Source organism: Mycobacterium spongiae, from assembly GCF_018278905.1.
In the GTDB taxonomy this organism is placed as follows: Bacteria; Actinomycetota; Actinomycetes; order Mycobacteriales; family Mycobacteriaceae; genus Mycobacterium; species Mycobacterium spongiae.
On the sequence record NZ_CP046600.1, the window covers coordinates 5,055,028 to 5,077,612 of the forward strand.

Consider the following 22,585-nt stretch of genomic DNA (forward strand, 5'->3'; position numbering starts at 1 on the left):
GCTCACCGCCTCACTGCCAATAAATGGTTGCGCCACAGCGGCAGCGTTCCACGGCGAACCGAACTCGTCACTTCAGCGCGACGCTACAGGGGCATTGGAAGCCGAGTGTGACTGCAGTATCACGCTCGCGGCCGGGCCGGCCCTAGCCCAAGATGAGGCCCGACGTCGGCACCCCAGTCCCGGCGGTGACGAGCACATGCTCGACATCGGCCACCGGGTTCACCGAGGTGCCCCGCAACTGCCGAACACCCTCCGCGATGCCGTTCATCCCGTGGATATAGGCCTCACCGAGCTGACCACCGTGGGTGTTGATGGGCAATCGCCCGCCTAACTCGATCGCTCCGTCAGCGATAAAGTCCTTGGCTTCGCCTTTGCCGCAGAATCCCAACTCCTCCAGCTGAATCAGGGTGAACGGTGTGAAGTGGTCGTAGAGAATCGCGGTCTGGATGTCGGCTGGCGTCAGCCCGGACTGCTCCCACAGCTGCCGTCCCACCAGGCCCATCTCGGGCAGCCCGTCGAGCTCAGGGCGGTAATAGCTCACCATCGTGTACTGGTCCGGGCTAGAGCCCTGGGACGCCGCAACGACGACCGCTGGCCGGTGCTTCAGGTCTTGCGCGCGTTCCACGGACGTCACCACGATCGCGACCGCGCCGTCGGTCTCCTGGCAGCAGTCCAGCAGTCGCAGCGGTTCGGCAATCCATCGCGAATTCTGGTGTTCTTCAATCGTTATCGGCTTCTGGTAGAAGTACGCGTGCGGGTTGTTCGCAGCATGCTTGCGGTCGGCCACGGAAATCGCCCCGAAGTCCCGGCTGGTCGCGCCCGACAGGTGCATGTACCGCTTGGCGATCATCGCGACCTGCGCGGCCGGGGTCGACAGTCCGTGCGGATACGAGAACGAGTTGTCGGCAGCCGTCGAATCGGCCGGAGCGCCAGCGTTTCCCACCAACCGGGTCATCACCTGACCGAACCGCATGCCGGAGCGTTCGTTAAAGGCCCGGTACGCCACCACAACGTCGGCGACTCCGGTCGCGACGGCCATGGCCGCCTGATGGACGGTGGCGCAGGCTGCTCCGCCGCCGTAGTGGATCTTGGAGAAGAACTTCAACTCGCCGATACCCGCCGCGCGCGCAACAGCAACCTCGGAGTTGGTGTCCATGGTGAAGGTTGTGAGCCCGTCGACATCTGCCGGGGTGAGACCGGCGTCGTCGAGAGCGTCACGCACTGCCTCGGCCGCCAATCGCAACTCGCTTCGACCTGAGTCCTTGGAGAAGTCGGTGGCGCCGATTCCGGCGATGGCGGCCTTACCGGACAGCACTAGGCTTCCCCAATCGTCAGCTTGACGGTCGCGACGACGTGGTCACCAAGACTATTGCGGCCCACGACTTTCACGGTGATCAGCCGATCCTCCACGGCGGACACCTCACCGGAGAACGTCACCGTGTCATACGCATACCACGGGACCCCAAGCCGGAGTCCGATCGACTTGACCATAGCCGACGGCCCTGCCCAGTCGGTGACGTAGCGCTGGACCAAACCGGTGTCAGTCAGGATGTTGACGAAGATGTCCTTGGACCCCTTGGCCTGGGCCTTGTCTCGGTCGTGGTGCACATCCTGAAAATCCCTGGTAGCCAATGCTGTTGAGATGATGAACGTGGGATCACCGTGGAGCTTGAGCTCCGGCAGCGTCGTTCCCACCTCGAGGGTCGGTGCGCTCATGCGTCCGGCTCCCAGGCGTAGAGCGTCCACTCTGGTCCGCTATCCCCGGCTGGGAAGTCGATATACATTGCGCGGACGGGCATTCCGATCTCCACCTTGGCGGGGTCCACGTTGCGCAACTCGCCCATCATGCGAACACCTTCCTCCAGCTCGACCAACGCGATGACGAATGGCAGTGTGCGGCCGGGAACCTTCGGCGCATGGTGTACTACGAAGCTGAACACTGCACCCTTGCCGCTTGACACCACGTATTGTGTCGGCGCGTCCTTGCTTTGCCACACCGCCGGCACTGGCGGATGCTGCAGGCTGCCGTCGCCGCGCTGCTGGATCCGCAGCTCGTGGGCGCTGACTCCCTCCCAGAAGAACGCGGTGTCACGCGATCGCGAGGGACGCATCAGTAGGTCAGGATCGAGATCTGCGGGCACCGAGCCGTCCGTCGGCAAAGCGCTCGACTCAGCAGGCTTGAATTTGAGAATGCGCCAGTGCATCTCGGCGACGTCTTCATCGCCAACCTGCCACACGATGTGCTGGTTGATGAACCAGCCTTCGCCGAGGGCAGTTTGCTTGGGTCCGATCACCTCACCAAGCTCGGCGCTGATGCTGACCTCCTCGCCCGGCTGCAGATAGCGGTGGTAGGTCTGCTCACAATTGGTCGCCACCACTCCGATGTAGCCGGCGTCGTCGAACAGCTTGACGATCGGCGGCAGCGGATCGTCGTCCGCGCGAACTCCGGCCAGACCCATCATTGTCCACACTTGGATCATCGCCGGCGGAGCCACGATTCCCGGGTGGCCTACGGCGCGGGCCGCGGCCTCATCGCTGTAGATCGGGTTGTCGTCCCCGATAGCCTCGACCCAGTTGTTGATCATCGGCTGGTTTACCGGATCGCGCGCCGGCCGTGGCTTGCTGCGACCTTTCGCCTTGATCTGTGCGATGGTGTCGTGAATGTCGCTCATCGTGGCACCCGCGGCACCTTGAGGCCAGAGGCGGCGATCATCTCGCGCATGACTTCGTTGACGCCTCCGCCGAAGGTGATCACCAGATTGCGCTTGGTCTGCGAGTCCAGCCAGGTGAGCAGCTCGGCAGTATCCGGCTCGGCGGGATTACCGTATTTTCCAACGATCTCCTCGGCAAGTCGACCCGCATGCTGGACACGCTCCGTACCAAAGACTTTCGTCGCCGCCGCATCGGCCACGTTGATGTCCTCACCCGAAGCGGCAACCTGCCAATTGAGCAGTTCGTTGATCCGCCAGATCGAATGAATCTCTCCCAGAGCACGTTTGACATCGCTGTGATCGATCGGCGTGACGCCGTCACCACCCGGCTTGGATGCCCACTCGTGTACCCGGTCGTAGATACCGGCGAATCGGCCCGCCGGTCCAAGCATCACCCGCTCGTTGTTGAGCTGGGTGGTGATCAGCCGCCAGCCCGCGTTTTCTTCGCCGACCAGCATGTCGGCCGGCACTCGAACGTCGTTGTAGTACGTGGCGTTGGTGTGGTGGGCTCCGTCGGACAGAATCATCGGAGTCCACGAGTACCCGGGGTCTTTGGTGTCAACGATCAGAATCGAAATACCTTTGTGCTTGGCGGCTTCCGGGTCGGTGCGGCATGCCAACCAAATGTAGTCGGCGTCGTGCGCACCGGTCGTGAACACTTTCTGGCCATTGACGATGTAGTGGTCACCGTCGCGGACCGCCGTGGTGCGCAGCGAGGCCAGATCGGTGCCGGCTTCCGGCTCGGTGTAGCCGATGGCGAAGTGCACCTCGCCGGCCAAGATCGCCGGCAGGAACTTCTTTTTCTGCATCTCGCTGCCGTACACCTGCAGCGTCGGACCCACCGTCTGCAGGGTCACCGCGGGCAATGGCACATCCGCCCGATGCGCTTCGTTGACGAAGATCTGCTGCTCGATGGGACCGAAACCCAGACCACCGAACTCCGTTGGCCACCCAACGCCCAGCTTGCCGTCCTGGCCCATCCGCCGGATGACCGCGCGGTACGCGGGACCGTGGCGGTCCTTCGCCATCTCCTTCGTCTCGTCAGAAGAGATCAAATTCGAAAAGTATTGCCGTATCTCGGCTTGCAGCTGCCGCTGCTCGGCAGTCAAGTCTATGAACATTGCGCCCCCACCAGGTCGAGACGATAAGCTGGCCCGCCCACTAACCGGATCAGGTCTTTGATCGTGGAGTAATACCGGTGCATCGGATAGGTGATATCCATACCCATACCACCGTGCAGATGATGGCAGATCTGCATGGCCGGCGGCGCTTGTGATGTCAGCCAGTAGGCGAGAACGTCCAGATCGTCATCGGCATCTCGGCCCTCCGCTAGGCGCCACAACACCGATTTGGCCGCCAAGTCGATCGTGCGCGAGGCGATATAGACCTCCGCGAGCTGCGCTGCCACCGTCTGGAACGTCGACAATGGCTTCCCGAATTGCTTCCGGTTTGCCACATAGTCAGCGGTGAGCCGTAACGCCCCGGCTACCAGGCCGTCGGCAAGCGCCCCGATCGCGGCCAACGCCAACTGGTTGACTCGACGCGCTGTCGCTCCCGCTAGGACATCAGAGTCGGTAACCACTACTTCCCTGAATGTCACCGCGTGCTCTGCGGAACCATCCGACGTCGGCGTACGTACCAGCTGTACACCGTCGGCCGTCGGGGATACCACCACGACCGCACTATCAGCGGTCACGATCATCCAATCCGCCTGCTCGGCGTACGCGACGCCGACTTTGGTGCCCGACAACCGCCCATTCGCCAACGTCGTGGCCGGCCGGTCGGGTAGCGCAGTGCCAGGCTCGTTGAGCGCCGCGGTCAGCACCCCACCCTTGGTTACCCCGCTCAGGAACCGATCCTGCTGCTCGTCGGATGCCAGCTCGAGCAGCGGAACCACGCCAAGGCCCAGGGTCGCCAGCGCTGGCGTGACCACGCCGCGGCGGCCCACCTCGGTTAACAGGGTTCCAACCTCGCACAGACCCACGCCGTCGCCACCGAGGCGCTCCGGCACTGGCAGTGCCGTCACGCCTCCGTCGACCAACGCAGCCCAGGCCGAATCAGCCGTCGGCGTCGTCGCCGAGCTGTCTTCCCGATCGAGTACCGACGCGACGACATCGGCGACAGCCTGTTGGGTTTCAGTGAGATCGAAATCCATCGTTGGTGAGATCGATCCGTCAGTGAGCTACCGGACACTTGCCGGTGTAGTCGACCTGCCAGTGCTTGATGCCGTTGAGCCAGCCGGACTTCAACCGCTCAGGTGCCGATATCGGCTTGAGGTCGGGCATGTGGTCCGCCACGGCGTTGAAGATCAGGTCGATGGTCATCTTGGCTAGGTTGGCGCCGATGCAGTAGTGCGCACCGGTGCCGCCGAAGCCCACGTGCGGATTGGGGCTCCGCAAGATGTTGAACGTGAACGGATCCTCGAAAACCTCTTCGTCAAAGTTTGCCGACCGATAGAACATCACGACCCGCTGGCCCTTCTTGATCTGCACGCCGGACAACTCGTAGTCCTCGAGTGCGGTGCGCTGGAACGCGGTGACCGGGGTAGCCCAGCGGACAATCTCGTCGGCAGCCGTCTCGGGGCGCTCTTTCTTGAACAGCTCCCATTGGTCAGGGTTGTCGGCGAACGCCATCATCCCCTGCGTTATGGAGTTGCGACTGGTCTCGTTGCCAGCCACGGCAAGCATCACCACGAAGAAGCTGAACTCGTCGTCGGAGAGCTTTTCGCCCTCGATATCGGCTTCGATCAGCGCTGTCACGATGTCATCGCCTGGATTCTTGGCCTTGATCTCGGCCATCCGCATCGCATAGGCCATCAACTCCGCGGAGGAGGCCTTCGGGTCGATATGAGCGAACTCGGGGTCTTCGGTACCGGTCATCTCGTTCGACCAGTCGAACAGCTTGCCGCGGTCTTCCTGCGGGACGCCGATCAAGCCGGCGATCGCCTGCAGCGGCAGTTCACACGACACCTGCTCGACGAAGTCTCCGGAACCGGCGGCCGCCGCGGTTTTGGCAATGTTCTGGGCGCGCTCTTCGAGTTCGCCCCGCAACCGTCCGATGGCCCGCGGCGTGAAACCCCGAGAGATGATCTTGCGGAGCCGGGTATGGTGCGGCGCGTCCATGTTGAGCATGACGAAGCGCTGCACTTCGATGTCCTCGCGTGCGATGTCGTTGTGGAACCGCGGTATCACCCCGTCCTGCCAGCTGGAGAAGATGTCGCTACGCCGGGAAATCTCTTTGACGTCCTTGTGCTTGGTGATCGCCCAGAACCCGCCGTCGTGGAAGCCCCCGCCCTTGCCGGGAGCCTGTGCATTCCACCAGATCGGCTCGGTGGCCCGCACCTCGGCAAACTCATCGATCGGCAATCGCTGGGCGTAGATCTCGGGGTCGGTGAAATCGAACCCGGGCGGAAGATTCGGACTGGGCACGCTGCTTCTCCTTACTGCTCGTCCTCTTTGACTAGCACTGACTAGCACTGACTAGCACTGACTAGCACTGACTAGCACTGACTTGCGGTTCCGAACACTAGTTCTCCTAGTGAGACCCTGTTGCCAGTAAAACATGCCTTCACCGCAGATAAAAGGCGCTGAGGCATCCTTGCTTGTCATAGTAATGAAACGTGTTCTAGCCTGGCCACATGGGTAACCCGGTAATCGTTGAAGCCACTCGCAGCCCGATCGGCAAACGCAATGGATGGCTCTCGGGGCTGCATGCGACCGAGCTACTCGGCGCGGTGCAAAAAGCGCTGGTCGACAAGGCCGGTTCCGCGTCCGACTTTCAAGTCAGCGACGTCGAACAGGTCATCGGCGGATGCGTGACTCAGTTCGGCGAGCAATCCAACAACATCAGCCGGACCGCGTGGCTGACCGCCGGTCTGCCCGAACACATCGGCGCTACCACGGTCGATTGCCAGTGCGGCAGCGGGCAGCAAGCCAACCACCTGATCGCTGGTCTGATCGCCGCCGGTGCTATTGATGTCGGCATCGCGTGCGGTATCGAAGCGATGAGCCGGGTCGGGCTGGGCGCCAATGCGGGTCCGGAACGCAGTTGGCGCGCGGAGTCGTGGGACATCGACATGCCGAACCAGTTCGAAGCCGCCGAGCGGATCGCCAAACGCCGCGGAATCACCCGCGAGGATATCGACGCCTTCGGATTCGAGTCGCAGCTGCGCGCGAAGCGGGCTTGGGAGGAGGGCCGGTTCGACCGCGAGATTTCACCGATCGAGGCGCCGGTGCTCGATGAGCAGAAGCAGCCCACTCAGGACCGCCATATGGTCTCGCGGGACCAAGGGCTGCGCGACACCACTATGGAGGGGCTGAGCGAACTCAAGCCGGTGCTCGAGGGCGGGATCCACACGGCGGGCACGTCGTCGCAGATTTCCGACGGTGCGGCGGCGTTGTTGTTGATGGATGAAGACAAAGCCAAGGCCATGGGTCTACGGCCGCGAGCCCGGATCGTCAGTCAGGCGCTGATCGGCGCCGAGCCGTACTACCACCTGGACGGACCGGTGCAGTCGACGGCGAAGGTGTTGGAGAAGGCCGGTATGAAGATAGGTGACATCGACATCGTCGAGATCAATGAGGCGTTCGCATCGGTGGTGCTGTCCTGGGCGCGGGTGCACGAGCCTGACATGGCGCGGGTCAACGTCAACGGCGGCGCGATTGCGTTGGGCCACCCGGTGGGTTGCACGGGCAGCCGGCTCTTCACTACCGCTTTGCATGAGCTCGAACGCGCGGATCAGAGCACAGCGCTGATCACGATGTGTGCGGGCGGGGCTCTGTCTACCGGCACGATCATCGAGCGCATCTAGTCGACCAATGGTGGTATCCGAGGAGAAGCGGATCGCGGCGGCGCAGGCCTACATCGATGCGCTGGTCAGCCATGACGCATCCGCCGTTCCCTTTGCGGCCGGATGTACCCGCATAGAGCAAGGCATCAAGAACGGGTTTTCCGGTAGTCACCTGCGGCGCGGTCTCAATCGCGGCCGCCAGTACCGGGTCATCGCCGCCACGACAGCTCCGCAGTACCGGATCGCCGGTGACGAAGTGCACGCGGCATACGACGTGCTCACCAAGGCAACGTTCGCTGGCCGGCGGATCGCCACGCGGGTCAACGAGACGTTCGTGATTCCCGCTGAGAGCGCCAGCGGGCAAGCTCAGATTCATCACATCCGGGTGCGCTTCCGGCCGTTCATCCATCACCAATCCGCGCGTACGTCGAGAACCTAGGATCAGCAGTATGCCGAAGTCACCACCGCGGTTCTTGAACTCGCGCTTCACCGATTTCTTCATCAAGTGGATGTCGCGCCTGAACACCTGGCTCTATCGCCGCAATGGCGGACAGGGCCTTGGTGGCACCTTCCAGAAGATCCCCGTTGCGTTGCTCACCACGACGGGCCGCAAGACCGGCGAGCCGCGGGTGAGCCCGTTGTATTTTCTGCGCGACGGAGACCGGGTGATCGTGGCCGCCTCACGGGGCGGTTCGGAAAAGAACCCGATGTGGTACCTCAACCTCAAAGCCAACCCAAAGGTGCAGGTGCAGATCAAGAAAGAAGTTCTCGATCGCACGGCGCGAGACGCCACCGACCAAGAACGGGCTAAGTACTGGGCACAGTTGGTGGATATGTATCCGTCTTACGAGGACTACCAGTCGTGGACCGATCGACGAATTCCGATAGTCGTCTGCGATCCGTAGCCTCGACCCGCAACCCTAGGCGCGCAGCCTTAGGAGCCCGCGCCGTAGACGGGCATCGGCGGCCGCGACTTGGACAGCAGACCGCTGACGACTTGGCCCAGCTCAGCTGGGTCCCACTTGGCGCCCTTATCAGCCTGAGGGCCGTGCGCCCAGCCCTCGGCAACGCGGACAATGCCGCCCTCGACCTCGAAAACCCTGCCGGTCACGTCACGGGATTGCGTGCTACCGAGCCAAACCACCAGCGGCGAAACATTTTCCGGCGCCATCGCGTCGAATCCCGCATCCGGCTTTGCCATCATGTCGGCGAATACGGTCTCGGTCATCCGCGTGCGAGCTGACGGAGCGATGGCATTGACGGTGACGCCGTAGCGACCCATTTCCGCGGCGCCGACGAGCGTCATCGCCGCGACGCCGGCCTTGGCGGCACTGTAGTTCCCCTGCCCGACGCTGCCCTGCAAGCCAGCGCCCGAACTGGTGTTAATGATCCGTGCATCAACGGCTTTGCCCGCTTTTGACAACCCGCGCCAATACGACCCAGCGTGCCGCATCATGGCGAAGTGGCCCTTGAGGTGCACGGCGATGACGGCATCGAATTCCTCTTCGCTGGTGTTGGCCATCATCCGGTCCCGCACGATGCCGGCGTTGTTAACCAGGACATCCAGACCGCCGAAGGCCTCGACCGCCGACTGAATCAGACCGGCTGCCTGATCCCAGTCCGCGACATTGGACCCGTTTGCGACGGCTTCGCCACCGGCCGTGGTGATCTCGTCGACGACGCTCTGCGCCGCGCTGCCGCCTCCCGCGGGCGAACCGTCCAGCCCCACGCCGATGTCGTTGACCACCACGCGCGCGCCCTCGGAAGCGAACGCGAGCGCGTGCGCGCGACCGATACCGCCGCCCGCTCCGGTGACGATGACTACCCGGCCATCGAGCAAGCCCATACTTATTGCTCCTTACTTGTCACTTGTTGGCACTCGAGGCCGCCAGATACGGCGGAGACTCGCCGCCACCGTGCAGCTCCAGCGTCGCCCCGCTGATGTACGAAGCTAAGTCAGAGGCCAAAAATGCCGCGGCCCAGCCGATGTCGGCAGGACGAGCCAGCCGGCCCAGCGGCACCGTGCTGGCCACTCGGGCGACCGACTCGGCATCGCCGTAGAACAGTTCTGACTGTTCGGTTTCCACCATGCCGACGACCAGCGCATTGACCCGAATCTTAGGAGCCCACTCCATGGCTAGCGTGGCAGTGAGGTTTTCAAAACCCGCCTTAGCGGCGCCATAGGCGGCGGTACCCGGGGAGGGTCGGCGACCGCTGACACTGCACACGTTGACGATCGAGCCGCCGTTGGGCTGTTCTTGCATGAGCGCATTGGCGTGCTGTGAAACGAGCAGTGGTGCAAGCAAATTGAGTTCAACGATCTTCCGGTGGAAATTGGGGGTCGCTTCAGCCGCCAACGCGTAGGGAGATCCGCCGGCGTTGTTCACAAGCACATCCAGGCGGCCGTGTTCTTCGCCGATCGCACTCATGAGTCGAGCCACCGAATCTTCGTCGCGAATATCGCAGCAGTGGAACTCATACGGCAGGGTTTCGACGGCTCGCCGCGCACAGGTAATCACCGTCGCGCCCTGCTCGGCGAACACGGAGCTGATTCCCGCGCCAACGCCTCGCACACCGCCGGTCACCAGAACCACCCGTCCGGCCAATCCCACATTGATGGCGTCGGCTGAGTGGGGGCGGGTCACTGTGTTAGTGTACCAAGCAAGTGCTTGCTTAGGTAGCGACCCCACAGGAAGTCCCATGCCGATCACCTCCACCACGGCCGAACCAGGCATCGTCGCGGTCACCGTGGACTACCCGCCCGTCAACGCCATCCCGTCCCAGGGGTGGTTCGAACTCGCCGACGCCATCACGGCCGCGGGTGCCAATCCCGACACCCGAGCGGTGATCCTTCGCGCCGAAGGCCGCGGTTTCAACGCCGGGGTAGACATCAAGGAGATGCAGCGCACGCAGGGGTTCACCGCCCTGATCGACGCCAACCGCGGCTGCTTCGCCGCCTTCCGCGCCGTCTACGAGTGTGCGGTCCCGGTGATTGCGGCGGTCAACGGCTTCTGCGTGGGTGGCGGCATCGGCCTGGTTGGCAACTCCGACGTCATCGTGGCCTCCGACGACGCCACCTTCGGGCTCCCGGAAGTCGAACGAGGCGCCCTCGGCGCGGCCACGCATCTGTCGCGGCTCGTGCCCCAACACATGATGCGGCGGCTGTTCTTCACTGCCGCGACAGTGGACGCAGCAACCCTGCATCACTTCGGCTCGGTGCACGAGGTGGTGGCCCGCGCGGAACTCGACGAGGCGGCTTTGCGAGTCGCACGTGATATCGCCGCGAAAGACACCCGGGTCATCCGCGCTGCCAAGGAGGCGCTCAACCTCATTGACGTGCAGCGGGTGAACTCGAGTTATCGCATGGAGCAAGGCTTTACCTTCGAGCTCAACCTGGCCGGAGTGGCAGACGAGCACCGCGACGCGTTCGTGGAGAAGTCGTGAGGCCGGCGACGATGAGAAGAGTAGCGATGAGGTGGGGGTACCGCCCGCGTGCGGGGGAGAGCGGCGCATAGTGCGGGACAAACGAACCACCCTCGACGAGGCCGTTGCGCAGTTGCGCAGCGGCATGACGATCGGTATCGCCGGCTGGGGATCACGGCGCAAGCCGATGGCATTCGTGCGCGCCATGCTCCGTTCGGACGTCACCGACTTGACCGTGGTGACCTATGGCGGGCCCGACCTGGGCCTGCTGTGCTCGGCCGGCAAGGTACGCCGTGTCTACTACGGATTCGTCTCGCTGGACTCCCCGCCCTTCTACGACCCGTGGTTCGCCAAAGCCCGCACCAGCGGCACGATCGAGGCCCGGGAAATGGACGAGGGCATGCTCCGCTGTGGGCTGCAGGCCGCCGCCCAGCGGCTACCGTTTCTACCCATCCGCGCCGGGATGGGTAGTTCGGTGCCCGATTTCTGGGAAGGAGAGCTGCGCACCGTCACCAGCCCCTACCCGGCCCCCGACGGCCGACATGAGACTCTGACCGCCATGCCGGCGCTGCGCCTGGACGCCGCGTTTGCCCATCTCAATCTAGGTGATTGCCACGGCAACGCCGCATATACCGGGATCGACCCGTACTTCGACGACCTGTTCCTGATGGCTGCCGAGAAGCGGTTCCTGTCGGTGGAACGGATCGTCTCGACTCAAGAGCTGGTCGAAACGGTGCCGCCGCAATCGCTTTTGGTGAACCGCATGATGGTCGACGCGGTCGTGGAGGCACCTCGTGGTTCCCACTTCACCACCGCTGCACCGGACTACGGGCGTGACGAGAAATTCCAACGCCACTATGCCGAAGCAGCATCGACGACAGACGGCTGGCAGAAGTTCGTACAGACCTACTTGTCTGGGACCGAGGACGATTATCAAGCGGCCGTGCGCGCGTTCGGAGAGGAGAACTCATCGTGAGCACCCGAGCCGAGGTATGTGCGGTTGCGTGCGCCGAATTGTTCCGGGACGCAGGCGAGATCATGATCAGCCCGATGACCACGATGGTTTCCGTCGGGGCGCGGCTCGCCCGCCTGACCTTCTCCCCGGACATCCTGCTGACCGACGGTGAAGCTCAGCTGCTGGCGGACACCCCGTCGCTCGGTGCCACCGGAGCCGTTGAGGGCTGGATGCCGTTTGGCCGCGTGTTCGAGACCTTGGCCTGGGGACGGCGGCATGTCGTGATGGGCGCCAATCAGGTTGACCGCTACGGTAATCAGAACATCTCGTCCTTCGGACCGCTGCAACATCCGACCCGGCAGATGTTCGGCGTTCGGGGCTCGCCCGGCAACACGATCAACCACGCGACCAGCTACTGGGTCGGCAACCACTCCACGCGAGTGTTCTGTGAGAAGGTCGACGTCGTCGCCGGAATCGGTTACGACAAGGTTGATCCGGACAATCCGGCGTTCCGCTTCGTCAACGTCTACCGGGTGGTGTCCAACCTCGGCGTGTTCGACTTCGACGGCCCGGACCACACCATGCGAGCCCGCACACTGCACCCCGGCGTGTCACCCGATGATGTCCGTGAGGCCACCTCGTTCACCGTTCATGGTCTCGATGAGGCGGAAGAGACCCGGCTCCCGACCGCTGAAGAACTACGCCTTGTTCGCGATGTCATCGATCCGAGAGCACTGCGCGACAGGGAGATTCGGTCATGAAACTACGCACGCCGCTGACCGAACTGGTCGGCGTCGAGCATCCAGTGGTGCAAACCGGGATGGGCTGGGTCGCCGGTGCCCGGCTGGTGTCGGCCACTGCAAACGCCGGCGGGCTGGGCATTTTAGCCTCAGCCACTATGACCATCGACGAGCTCGCGACCGCCATCGGCAAAGTCAAGGCCACCACCGATCGGCCATTCGGGGTGAACATCCGCGCCGATGCCGCCGACGCCGCAGACCGCGTTGAGCTGATGATTCGCGAGGGCGTCAAAGTGGCGTCGTTCGCGCTGGCACCGAAACAGGAACTCATCGTCCGCCTCAAAGAGGCCGGGGCGGTGGTCATCCCGTCGATCGGTGCTGCCAAACACGCGCGCAAGGTGGCGGCCTGGGGTGCGGACACCATGATCGTCCAAGGCGGCGAAGGCGGGGGGCACACCGGACCGGTCGCGACCACGCTGCTGCTGCCGTCGGTGCTCGACGCCGTGGCGGGCAGCGGAATCCCGGTGGTAGCCGCGGGCGGCTTCTTCGACGGCCGCGGGCTGGCCGCGGCGTTGTCCTACGGCGCTGCCGGGGTAGCGATGGGCACCCGGTTTCTGCTTACCTCGGATTCCACTGTTCCTGATGCGGTCAAACGGCGCTATTTGGAGGCGGCGCTGGACGGCACCGTGGTTACCACCCGAGTCGACGGCATGCCCCACCGGGTGTTACGCACCGGGCTGGTCGATAGGCTGGAAAGCGGCTCACGAGCAAGGGGTTTCACGGCCGCGATCCGAAATGCCGGAAAGTTCAAGCAGATGTCGAGGATGACGTGGCGATCGATGATCCGTGATGGATTGGCGATGCGTCACGGCAAGGACTTGACATGGTCGCAAGTGGTGATGGCGGCCAACACGCCCATGCTGCTCAAGGCCGGGTTGGTTGAAGGCAACCTCGACGCCGGAGTACTAGCCTCCGGCCAGGTGGCGGGGATCCTCGGCGACCTGCCGTCGTGCGCTGAATTGATTGAGTCGATCGTCGACGACGCCGTAGCTCACTTGCGGGCGGCCGCTTCACTGGTGGAGTAGTTGACGCGTGTCGAGTAGGCTTGTCCAGCTATGTCGACCATCGAAGCCATAGGTTCTTCGGCGCCCGAATCTGCCGCACACCATGCGTTGCCGGATCCCGGCGAATCGGTGCCCAAGCTCGCGCTCCCAACGGTCGGGATCTTCCTCGCCGCGTTGACCGCCTTCGTCGTGTCGACAGTCGGCTACATCAACGGGTGGGTCCCGATCTGGGCCACGATCCCGGTCAACGCCGCGGTGACTTTTGTGATGTTCACGGTGGTACACGACGCATCGCACTACTCGATCAGCGCCACTCGATGGGTGAACGGCCTGCTCGGACGCCTCGCGTTTCTTTTCGTCGGTCCCGTGGTCGCGTTCCCGGCGTTCGGATACATCCACATCCAGCATCACCGGCACTCCAACGACGACGATGAAGATCCGGACACATTCGCCTCCCACGGCTCGCTGTGGGTGCTGCCGCTGCGCTGGTCGATGGTCGAGTACTTCTACCTCAGGTACTACCTCCCGCGTGCCCGCAGCCGGCCGGTTGCCGAGGTCGCCGAAACGCTCGTGATGCTGACCCTGAGCCTGACAGGCCTGACCATCGCGATCGTCACCGGAAACCTCTGGACACTTGCCGTTGTCTTTCTGATCCCGCAACGCATCGGACTCGCCGTGCTGGCTTGGTGGTTCGATTGGCTCCCGCATCACGGTTTGGAGGACACCCAACGCAGCAATCGATATCGCGCGACCCGCAATCGCGTCGGCGCGGAGTGGTTGTTCACGCCGGTGTTGCTATCGCAGAACTACCACCTGGTGCACCACCTGCATCCCTCGGTGCCCTTCTACCGGTACCTCCGGACGTGGCGGCGCAACGAGGAGGCCTACCTGGAGCGCGACGCGGCGATCTCCACAGTCTTTGGCCAGCAACTGAATCCGGACGAGTTCCGGGAATGGAAGCGGCTTAACGGCAGACTCTCCAAGCTGCTACCGGTGCGGATGCCGGCCCGTTCGAGTTCGCCGCACGCGGTACTGCATCGCATCCCGGTTGCCTCGGTCGATCCGATCACCGCCGACAGCACTTTGGTGACTTTCGCGGTACCCGAAGATTTGCGGGACGCGTTCCGGTTCGAGCCGGGCCAACACGTGACGGTGCGCACCGATCTGGGCGGCCAGGGCGTCCGCCGCAACTACTCGATCTGCGCCCCGGCCACCCGGGCTCAGTTGCGAATCGCTGTCAAACACATTCCGGGCGGAGCGTTCTCCACGTTTGTGGCGAATGGCCTCCAGGCCGGCGATGTTCTCGAATTGATGACTCCGACGGGCCGATTCGGGACCCCGTTGGATCCCTTGAACCAGAAGCACTATGTGGGCGTCGTCGCCGGGAGCGGAATCACGCCGGTGCTGTCCATCCTGGCCACCACGCTGGGGATCGAGACCGAAAGCCGGTTCACGCTGATCTATGGCAATCGCACCAAGGAGTCAACGATGTTTCGGGCGGAGCTCGACCGTCTGGAGTCGCGCTACGCCGATCGGCTCGAAGTCGTACATGTGCTGTCGAACGAACCCCTGCACACTCCGGAGCTGCGGGGCCGCATTGACGAGGAAAAACTCAACGGATGGCTGTCCAGCAGCCTGCAGCCCGACAGTGTGGACCAGTGGTTCATCTGCGGTCCGCTGGAGATGACCACCACAGTGCGAGACACCTTGATCGAGCACCGGGTGGACGCGGAGCGCATTCGCCTGGAGCTCTTCTACGGGTATGACACACCGTCGGCACCCGCGGACGGGTATGAGGCTGCGACTGTGACCTTCACGTTGTCCGGGCAGCAGGATACGTTCGATCTGACACCAGGCGACTCGATCCTGGAAGGCGCGCTGCAGCGACGCAGCGATGTTCCCTACGCCTGCATGGGCGGCGCGTGCGGCACGTGCCGGGCCAAACTCGTGGAGGGCGATGCGACGATGGATCACAACTTCGCTCTGGGACGCGCGGAGCTCGACGCCGGCTACATCCTTACCTGTCAGTCGCATCCAACGACGCCATTCGTCGCTGTCGATTACGACGCTTGAGCGGCCCGCGTGCAGGTAGCTCAGATGACTAGGACGACCCGCTAAGTCCGTCCACGCCGAACAGCCCGCCGCTGCCGCCTGCGCCGCCGCTGCCTTCCGTCACTCCCGTCCCACCGTTGCCGCCGTTACCGCCGGCGCCGAACACCGCGACATCTCCGCCGTCGCCGCCGTCGCCGCCGTCGCCGGTGAGCCCGCCGCTGCCCCCAGCGCCGCCGTTTCCGGCGCTACCGATCAACGCGGCCCCGCCCCCAGCACCGCCGGCACCCCCGACGGTGCTGCCATTGCCGGCGATGCCGCCCGCCCCACCGGCACCACCACGCCCAAACAGCCCACCGCCACTACCACCGGCACCACCGCCACCACCGTTGTTGCTGGCGCTGACAGTGGAGTTCCCCCCGGCGCCACCAGCACCGCCGACACCACCATCACCGAAGAACAAGCCCCCGCCACCGCCGGCCCCACCAGCACCCCCGCTGCCATCGGCGGTGTTATCCAAGAATCCGATCCCGCCGGCACCGCCGACCCCCCCGGCACCGCCATTGCCGCCGAACAACCCGCCATCACCACCGGCCCCGCCGGCACCGCCGTTACCAAGGCCACTGTCGCCGCCGATACCGCCGGCCCCGCCGAACCCGAATCCAGTGCCGCTACCAACACCGCCGGCACCACCGTTACCGCCATTACCGCCGGCGCCCACCGCACCATCACCACCGACACCACCGACACCCAAGAACACCCCACCAGCGCCGCCGGCGCCGCCGTCACCGCCGGGCGCGAACCCGCTGACGCCGCCGGCACCGCCAGCCCCACCAATGCCGATCAGTCCGGCGTTGCCGCCAGCCCCGCCGTCCCCGCCGCCGGCCGAGCCCGCGGACAGTGGACCGCTGAACCCCCCTTGCCCGCCGGTGCCTCCCATGCCGAACACCAAACCGCCGTCGCCGCCATCGCCGCCCGCACCCCCGGCCGACAGGCCAGGGTCGCCGGGGAAGCCGACGCCGGTGCCACCCACACCGCCGTCCCCGCCGGTACCGAACAACGTGGCCTTGCCGCCGTCCCCGCCGGCACCACCGGGCCCGCCCGCCCCGGTACCACCAACCCCGCCGCTACCCCCATTCCCGCCGAACAGTCCGCCGGCCCCGCCAGACCCGCCCGTCCCGCCGCTGCCGGCTCCGCCTTGCCCGCCGCGCGCGCCGTCGCCACCGGGACCCCACAACAGGCCGCCGTCGCCGCCATCGCCACCCGCAGCACCAACGCCAGAAAACCCAAGACCACCAACGCCGCCGTTACCACCGATACCGAACAATCCCGCATCTCCGCCGGACCCGGCGATCCCACCCGACGGGCCTTGCCCAAACCCGCCGAACCCGCCCCCGCCCCCGACGCCGAACAGCCATCCGCCACGCCCACCATCTCCACCGGCCCCACCAACGCTGACTTGGCCAATCTCCACGCCATTAGTGCCGCCCGAACCACCCGTCCCACCCCCACCACCGGTGCCGAAAATCCCGGCGGCACCACCACTGCCAGCCGCACCCCCGGTAAGGAATCCAGTTCCGCCGTGGCCACCGGCCCCACCATCGGCAGCCGCCAAGAACCCGGAAGCACCACCGTCGCCGCCCACACCACCGACACCCGCAGTGCCGATACCGCCCGTGCCACCCGCGCCGCCACCACTAAAGAGCCGACCAGCCCCGCCGGCCCCGCCAGCACCCCCGCTGAAAGCGCCAGTGCCACCCGCACCGCCGGACCCGCCGACACCACCGAACCACCCGCCGGCCCCACCGACCCCGCCAGCCCCGCCGTTATTCCCAAAAACATCCGTAGAGCCCCCAGCACCCCCAGCACCCCCACTACCAAACAACCCCGCATTCCCGCCCGCGCCACCATTCTCACCCGCCGCACCCGAGCCCCCAGCCCCACCATTGCCGAAGAGCCATCCACCCGCCGTGCCGTCGGCACCGGTGCCGGCCGCCCCGGGGGTGCCGTTGCCGATCAACGGGCGACCGGTCAGATCCTCGAAGGGTGTGTTGATCGCGTTCAGCGCCTGTTGTTGCAGGGTGTGCAGGGGCGAGGTGCTTGCCGGGGCGTTGAATCCGTCTAGGCCCAGTAGTTGCCCGCCGATGCCACCAACGCCGATGCTGCCCACAGTCACACCGGTTCCGCCGACGCCGGCATTGCCACCGTTGCCGATCAGCTGGGCATCTCCGCCGTCGCCGCCGTCGCCGCCGTCGCCGGTGAGCCCGCCGCTGCCCCCGGCGCCGCCGTTTCCGGCGCTACCGATCAACGCGGCCCCGCCCCCAGCACCGCCGGCACCCCCGACGGTGCTGCCATTGCCGGCGATGCCGCCCGCCCCACCGGCACCACCACGCCCAAACAGCCCACCGCCACTACCACCGGCACCACCGCCACCACCGTTGTTGCTGGCGCTGACAGTGGAGTTCCCCCCGGCGCCACCAGCACCGCCGACACCACCATCACCGAAGAACAAGCCCCCGCTACCGCCGGCCCCACCAGCACCCCCGCTGCCATCGGCGGTGTTATCCAAGAATCCGATCCCGCCGGCACCGCCGACCCCCCCGGCACCGCCATTGCCGCCGAACAACCCGCCATCACCACCGGCCCCGCCGGCACCGCCGTTACCAAGGCCACTGTCGCCGCCGATACCGCCGGCCCCGCCGAACCCGAATCCAGTGCCGCTACCAACACCGCCGGCACCACCGTTACCGCCATTACCGCCGGCGCCCACCGCACCATCACCACCGACACCACCGACACCCAAGAACACCCCACCAGCGCCGCCGGCGCCGCCGTCACCGCCGGGCGCGAACCCGCTGACGCCGCCGGCACCGCCAGCCCCACCAATGCCGATCAGTCCGGCGTTGCCGCCAGCCCCGCCGTCCCCGCCGCCGGCCGAGCCCGCGGACAGTGGACCGCTGAACCCCCCTTGCCCGCCGGTGCCTCCCATGCCGAACACCAAACCGCCGTCGCCGCCATCGCCGCCCGCACCCCCGGCCGACAGGCCAGGGTCGCCGGGGAAGCCGACGCCGGTGCCACCCACACCGCCGTCCCCGCCGGTACCGAACAACGTGGCCTTGCCGCCGTCCCCGCCGGCACCACCGGGCCCGCCCGCCCCGGTACCACCAACCCCGCCGCTACCCCCATTCCCGCCGAACAGTCCGCCGGCCCCGCCAGACCCGCCCGTCCCGCCGCTGCCGGCTCCGCCTTGCCCGCCGCGCGCGCCGTCGCCACCGGGACCCCACAACAGGCCGCCGTCGCCGCCATCGCCACCCGCAGCACCAACGCCAGAAAACCCAAGACCACCAACGCCGCCGTTACCACCGATACCGAACAATCCCGCATCTCCGCCGGACCCGGCGATCCCACCCGACGGGCCTTGCCCAAACCCGCCGAACCCGCCCCCGCCCCCGACGCCGAACAGCCATCCGCCACGCCCACCATCTCCACCGGCCCCACCAACGCTGACTTGGCCAATCTCCACGCCATTAGTGCCGCCCGAACCACCCGTCCCACCCCCACCACCGGTGCCGAAAATCCCGGCGGCACCACCACTGCCAGCCGCACCCCCGGTAAGGAATCCAGTTCCGCCGTGGCCACCGGCCCCACCATCGGCAGCCGCCAAGAACCCGGAAGCACCACCGTCGCCGCCCACACCACCGACACCCGCAGTGCCGATACCGCCCGTGCCACCCGCGCCGCCACCACTAAAGAGCCGACCAGCCCCGCCGGCCCCGCCAGCACCCCCGCTGAAAGCGCCAGTGCCACCCGCACCGCCGGACCCGCCGACACCACCGAACCACCCGCCGGCCCCACCGACCCCGCCAGCCCCGCCGTTATTCCCAAAAACATCCGTAGAGCCCCCAGCACCCCCAGCACCCCCACTACCAAACAACCCCGCATTCCCGCCCGCGCCACCATTCTCACCCGCCGCACCCGAGCCCCCAGCCCCACCATTGCCGAACAGAATCCCGCCATGTCCGCCGTCCGCGCCAGTCCCCGGTGCCCCGTTGGCACCATTGCCGACTAACGGGCGGCCCAGCAGTGCCTGGGTAGGCGCGTTGACCACATCGAACAGCGCTTGCAATGGAGCCACGCTTGCCGCTTCGGCGCTCGCGTATGCCGCCGCCCCTGAAGTCACGGCCCGCAGGAACTGTTCATGAAACGTGGCCACGCTGGCGCTCAGCGCTTGATACTCGAGGGCCTGCGCGGCGAACAAGGCCGCTATCGCCGCCGACACCTCATCAGCACCCGCGGCCACCACCTGGGTCGTCGGCACGGCGGCCACCGCGTTCGCTGCGTTGAGCGCCGACTCGATTCCCGCCAAATCCGCCGCCGCCGCTAGCATTTGCTCCGGTGCCGCGACTACATAGGACATTTGGACCTCCCACCGCGAGCCACGCCAAGCATTCACCCACCCTGAGATCGCCCGTCAAGACGATCGGCTAATCAAACGCTATCAGCGCACATGGATGGTTGTGGGCGTTTTCCGCCACTACCACCATGAGGTTGGCGCGGACGCGCCCCTATCACGTCGCGTCGCCGGAATGCCTACAGCCGCATCGCTGTTCGAAGTCCAATCTGGGAAGCACCGTGGGCGTGGAATAGCGGGCACAAACTGGCCGCACTCATGTGTGAACAGGCACGCCGCGTTTGCGGGCCACGGCAGCGAGCGCTTCATCAAAGGTCGCAAGGCTTGCCTGGTGATGGATGGCGACATCCAAGACGCAGCAGTCAGGTAGCTTGAGCCCCGTACTTGCGCGTAGTTCGGCAAGACGCAGCGGTTCGCCATCATCGTGGGGCGCAACGCCGATGCCGGCGGACTGCAAATCGTCAAGCATCGATGCTCCTTGCCTGACGCGGACGCCGCCGACGAGGACCTCGGCCAACGTGTCGGTGTGCGCCAGCATCCGTCCAGGTGTCGCGGCCAGCAGAACCGCGGTGGCCGCGTCATGATGGGCGTCGCGGGAGTTCAAATGCGCTATCAGAACGCTGGCGTCCAGCACGATCACGCGGGCCAATCCTCCCGCAGGTCAGTCAGATAGCCAGGCGCGAACGCCTCGGAGTAGCGGCCACTGCTTGCCAGCACCGCGGCACGATGCGCACTGTCGTCCGATTTCTCGTTGCGCTCGAGGATGCCGCCCCCGACTTCGATCAGCCGTCGCAACAATTTGGACCGTGGCTCACCAGGCCATCGCCTGGCAGCCTGGTCGAGCGCCCGAGCGATCTCCGGTGTTTCGGTTACCTGGTAGCGCGGACGTGTGGTCGGCATAGGCGCCAAGTGTACCACTTTTTCTACGGTGGTACACTTTGCTGTTGACCGAAGGTAGCAGTGCCGCACAGGACTTCGGCGGCTAATGGCAGTCCTGGTCCACCCCAAAAGGCGAGCTGCTCAGCGAGTCAGCCGTCACACGCCCGGAGTATCGTTCGGGAGCTGAGAAACGGGAGTAGCACATAACGTGAATGGCCAGTTCGCCGCCGCAGCAGTCGTTCTAGCGTTCCTGGGAGCTATCTCTGGCGTCCTACTCCTCGCCGTTGCAAAGCGTCGGCGTCTAGTGGTCGAGAACAGTGCTGCGCTAGCCGAACTCGACTCGCTCAACCGAAATTACCGGCAGCGACTGCAGTATTCAGGTCCGATCACCTACAACTGGGAAGACAGGGTCAACTCCAAAGCAAAGCTCGAACGCTACGACCTCCATGCGTTCTTCCTTGCAAACCTCGCCGCCCTAGAGGCCGAGCTACAGTATGCAATCGCTTTACGGACAAACGATTTGGTGGTGTACGCCGAGTATCGCGGCGCATATCAGCACATTGACTCAACCAAGCTCGGCCGCTCAGCTACTGACCAGGTGAACCCCGAGGCATTCGCACGGATTGAGCGGAAGCTCTTCACCAAGTGGACGCTGAGCCCGCCCGTTTGCGCCGCTCACGTGCGTTGCGCCGTCCGGTACACCAGCCCGAAGGGACAGAATTCCTATTCCAAGGCTCTTTCGTGGGACTTCGAGGGGCTTCGGAGCGCGTTCACCGAGATGAAACGGCTTCGGGAGGCCCAGTCCACGGCGACGTTCCTACGCCGACAGGAACGTAACCGCATGACCGCCAGCCTCCGATATCAAGTCCTCTCGCGAGATGGCTCGCGCTGTCAACAATGCGGAGCGAACCCACAAACGCGTGGCGTGACCCTCCATGTTGACCACATCGTCCCGGTGAGCAAAGGAGGAAAGACCGAGATGGGCAACCTCCAGACCTTGTGCGAGTTCTGCAATCTAGGGAAGAGCAACCGCCACTAATGTGCCGCATCAGGCAAGGGCCGGCGGCATACGGCCCGAGCGCTTGAGGACGGCTGCTGCCGCCAGCCCATTACATGCAAATTTTCCAGCCTTCCTCGGTGCGTGCCAGTGTCATGCTGACCTGCATAGAGCCAATGAGTTCGTTGGTGGAATCGAGGTCTGCCTTGGCGGTGTCGCCGGTGATGGTGACGCCGAGGACCGTGACGATCGTGATGCCGTCCGCGGCCCGGTTCGTTTTCACCTGTTCCATGATCGGCGCGGTGAACGTAGCGCGCATGGCCGGGCACATCGCCGCCAGGTAAGCGTCCCAGTTCTGACTGTTGGCTGCGTCCTGAAACGCCTTGATTGCCGCGCGGACCTGGTCCTGGTCGGAAGGTGGTGCGGTGGTAGTCGGGGTGGTTCTGCTCGGTGGCGTAGCGGTGATCACCGGCGTGGGCGGCGGGGTTGAACCATTCTCGGCGACCGGATTGCCAGTGGTAGTGCCGCACCCGGCGAGCACCATCACCGCAGCGTTGGCGGCAAATA

At 65.3% G+C, this 22,585-nt stretch carries 21 protein-coding genes; 9 read left to right on the plus strand and 12 right to left on the minus strand.

Annotated features, from left to right (window positions below; all coding sequences use genetic code 11):
• Window positions 1-142 precede the first annotated feature (142 nt).
• The 6 genes from F6B93_RS20345 to F6B93_RS20370 are packed head-to-tail and all read right to left on the minus strand — an operon-like array spanning window position 143 to window position 6,139.
• Window positions 143-1,315, minus strand: coding sequence for a lipid-transfer protein (locus F6B93_RS20345; protein ID WP_211696686.1), 1,173 nt, complete (start codon window positions 1,313-1,315; stop codon window positions 143-145).
• Complete coding sequence (locus F6B93_RS20350) at window positions 1,315-1,716, minus strand: MaoC family dehydratase (protein ID WP_211696687.1); 402 nt, start codon at window positions 1,714-1,716, stop codon at window positions 1,315-1,317. Before F6B93_RS20350 ends, F6B93_RS20345 begins: the two co-directional genes overlap by 1 nt.
• On the minus strand, window positions 1,713-2,672 hold the full coding sequence (locus F6B93_RS20355) for a bifunctional MaoC family dehydratase N-terminal/OB-fold nucleic acid binding domain-containing protein (RefSeq protein ID WP_211696688.1): 960 nt from the start codon (window positions 2,670-2,672) through the stop codon (window positions 1,713-1,715). The genes F6B93_RS20350 and F6B93_RS20355 overlap by 4 nt, the downstream gene beginning before the upstream one ends.
• Window positions 2,669-3,832: an acyl-CoA dehydrogenase FadE29 gene (fadE29, locus tag F6B93_RS20360; protein WP_211696689.1), complete on the minus strand. Its 1,164-nt coding sequence runs from the start codon at window positions 3,830-3,832 to the stop codon at window positions 2,669-2,671. The genes F6B93_RS20355 and fadE29 overlap by 4 nt, the downstream gene beginning before the upstream one ends.
• A complete protein-coding gene (locus tag F6B93_RS20365; protein ID WP_211696690.1) occupies window positions 3,823-4,866 on the minus strand; it encodes an acyl-CoA dehydrogenase family protein in 1,044 nt (347 codons plus the stop codon). Before F6B93_RS20365 ends, fadE29 begins: the two co-directional genes overlap by 10 nt.
• Window positions 4,867-4,885: 19 nt before the next feature.
• Entirely contained in the window at window positions 4,886-6,139 is a 1,254-nt protein-coding gene (locus F6B93_RS20370; protein WP_211696691.1) for a cytochrome P450, read from the minus strand.
• Window positions 6,140-6,348: 209 nt separating this feature from the next.
• Between F6B93_RS20370 and F6B93_RS20375 the strand changes: the two genes are divergently transcribed.
• The 3 genes from F6B93_RS20375 to F6B93_RS20385 are packed head-to-tail and all read left to right on the plus strand — an operon-like array spanning window position 6,349 to window position 8,405.
• On the plus strand, window positions 6,349-7,521 hold the full coding sequence (locus F6B93_RS20375) for a steroid 3-ketoacyl-CoA thiolase (RefSeq protein WP_211696692.1): 1,173 nt from the start codon (window positions 6,349-6,351) through the stop codon (window positions 7,519-7,521).
• 7 nt (window positions 7,522-7,528) lie between these two features.
• On the plus strand, window positions 7,529-7,939 hold the full coding sequence (locus F6B93_RS20380) for a DUF8021 domain-containing protein (protein WP_211696693.1): 411 nt from the start codon (window positions 7,529-7,531) through the stop codon (window positions 7,937-7,939).
• A 10-nt stretch (window positions 7,940-7,949) separates the two neighbouring features.
• Window positions 7,950-8,405 carry a nitroreductase family deazaflavin-dependent oxidoreductase gene (locus F6B93_RS20385; protein WP_211696694.1) on the plus strand — a complete coding sequence of 152 codons (456 nt, stop codon included), beginning with the start codon at window positions 7,950-7,952 and terminating at the stop codon, window positions 8,403-8,405.
• A 29-nt stretch (window positions 8,406-8,434) separates the two neighbouring features.
• On the opposite strand, the gene F6B93_RS20390 is transcribed toward F6B93_RS20385, so the two are convergent.
• Window positions 8,435-9,346, minus strand: coding sequence for an SDR family oxidoreductase (locus tag F6B93_RS20390; protein ID WP_211696695.1), 912 nt, complete (start codon window positions 9,344-9,346; stop codon window positions 8,435-8,437).
• A gap of 19 nt (window positions 9,347-9,365) precedes the next feature.
• Complete coding sequence (locus F6B93_RS20395; protein ID WP_211696696.1) at window positions 9,366-10,145, minus strand: SDR family oxidoreductase; 780 nt, start codon at window positions 10,143-10,145, stop codon at window positions 9,366-9,368.
• Between the two features lie 55 nt (window positions 10,146-10,200).
• Between F6B93_RS20395 and echA20 the strand changes: the two genes are divergently transcribed.
• The 5 genes from echA20 (at window position 10,201) to F6B93_RS20420 (ending at window position 15,755) form a co-directional block, all read left to right on the plus strand.
• On the plus strand, window positions 10,201-10,944 hold the full coding sequence (gene echA20, locus F6B93_RS20400) for a (7aS)-7a-methyl-1,5-dioxo-2,3,5,6,7,7a-hexahydro-1H-indene-carboxyl-CoA hydrolase (protein WP_211696697.1): 744 nt from the start codon (window positions 10,201-10,203) through the stop codon (window positions 10,942-10,944).
• Window positions 10,945-11,014: 70 nt separating this feature from the next.
• Entirely contained in the window at window positions 11,015-11,899 is an 885-nt protein-coding gene (ipdA, locus tag F6B93_RS20405) for a cholesterol ring-cleaving hydrolase subunit IpdA (protein WP_211696698.1), read from the plus strand.
• Window positions 11,896-12,639: a cholesterol ring-cleaving hydrolase subunit IpdB gene (gene ipdB / locus F6B93_RS20410; RefSeq protein WP_211696699.1), complete on the plus strand. Its 744-nt coding sequence runs from the start codon at window positions 11,896-11,898 to the stop codon at window positions 12,637-12,639. Before ipdA ends, ipdB begins: the two co-directional genes overlap by 4 nt.
• On the plus strand, window positions 12,636-13,703 hold the full coding sequence (ipdC, locus tag F6B93_RS20415) for a (3aS,4S,5R,7aS)-5-hydroxy-7a-methyl-1-oxo-octahydro-1H-indene-4-carboxyl-CoA dehydrogenase (protein ID WP_211696700.1): 1,068 nt from the start codon (window positions 12,636-12,638) through the stop codon (window positions 13,701-13,703). Before ipdB ends, ipdC begins: the two co-directional genes overlap by 4 nt.
• A gap of 30 nt (window positions 13,704-13,733) precedes the next feature.
• Window positions 13,734-15,755, plus strand: a complete 2,022-nt coding sequence (locus tag F6B93_RS20420; RefSeq protein WP_211696701.1) for a fatty acid desaturase — start codon at window positions 13,734-13,736, stop codon at window positions 15,753-15,755.
• 28 nt (window positions 15,756-15,783) lie between these two features.
• Here F6B93_RS20420 and F6B93_RS20425 read toward each other — a convergent pair whose 3' ends face one another.
• The 3 genes from F6B93_RS20425 to F6B93_RS20435 all read right to left on the minus strand — a co-directional run bounded on the left by F6B93_RS20425 (window position 15,784) and on the right by F6B93_RS20435 (window position 21,042).
• Window positions 15,784-20,148, minus strand: coding sequence for a PE family protein (locus F6B93_RS20425; protein WP_211696702.1), 4,365 nt, complete (start codon window positions 20,146-20,148; stop codon window positions 15,784-15,786).
• Window positions 20,149-20,398: 250 nt separating this feature from the next.
• Window positions 20,399-20,782: a type II toxin-antitoxin system VapC family toxin gene (locus F6B93_RS20430; protein ID WP_211696703.1), complete on the minus strand. Its 384-nt coding sequence runs from the start codon at window positions 20,780-20,782 to the stop codon at window positions 20,399-20,401.
• The gene (locus tag F6B93_RS20435; RefSeq protein WP_211696704.1) at window positions 20,779-21,042 is read right to left on the minus strand and encodes a hypothetical protein; all 264 of its coding nucleotides are present in this window, start codon (window positions 21,040-21,042) and stop codon (window positions 20,779-20,781) included. Before F6B93_RS20435 ends, F6B93_RS20430 begins: the two co-directional genes overlap by 4 nt.
• Window positions 21,043-21,229: 187 nt before the next feature.
• Here F6B93_RS20435 and F6B93_RS20440 point away from each other — a divergent pair, with 187 nt between their 5' ends.
• Complete coding sequence (locus F6B93_RS20440) at window positions 21,230-22,060, plus strand: HNH endonuclease (protein WP_211696705.1); 831 nt, start codon at window positions 21,230-21,232, stop codon at window positions 22,058-22,060.
• Window positions 22,061-22,130: 70 nt separating this feature from the next.
• Here F6B93_RS20440 and F6B93_RS20445 read toward each other — a convergent pair whose 3' ends face one another.
• Window positions 22,131-22,562, minus strand: coding sequence for a nuclear transport factor 2 family protein (locus tag F6B93_RS20445; protein ID WP_246540889.1), 432 nt, complete (start codon window positions 22,560-22,562; stop codon window positions 22,131-22,133).
• Window positions 22,563-22,585: the final 23 nt, after the last annotated feature.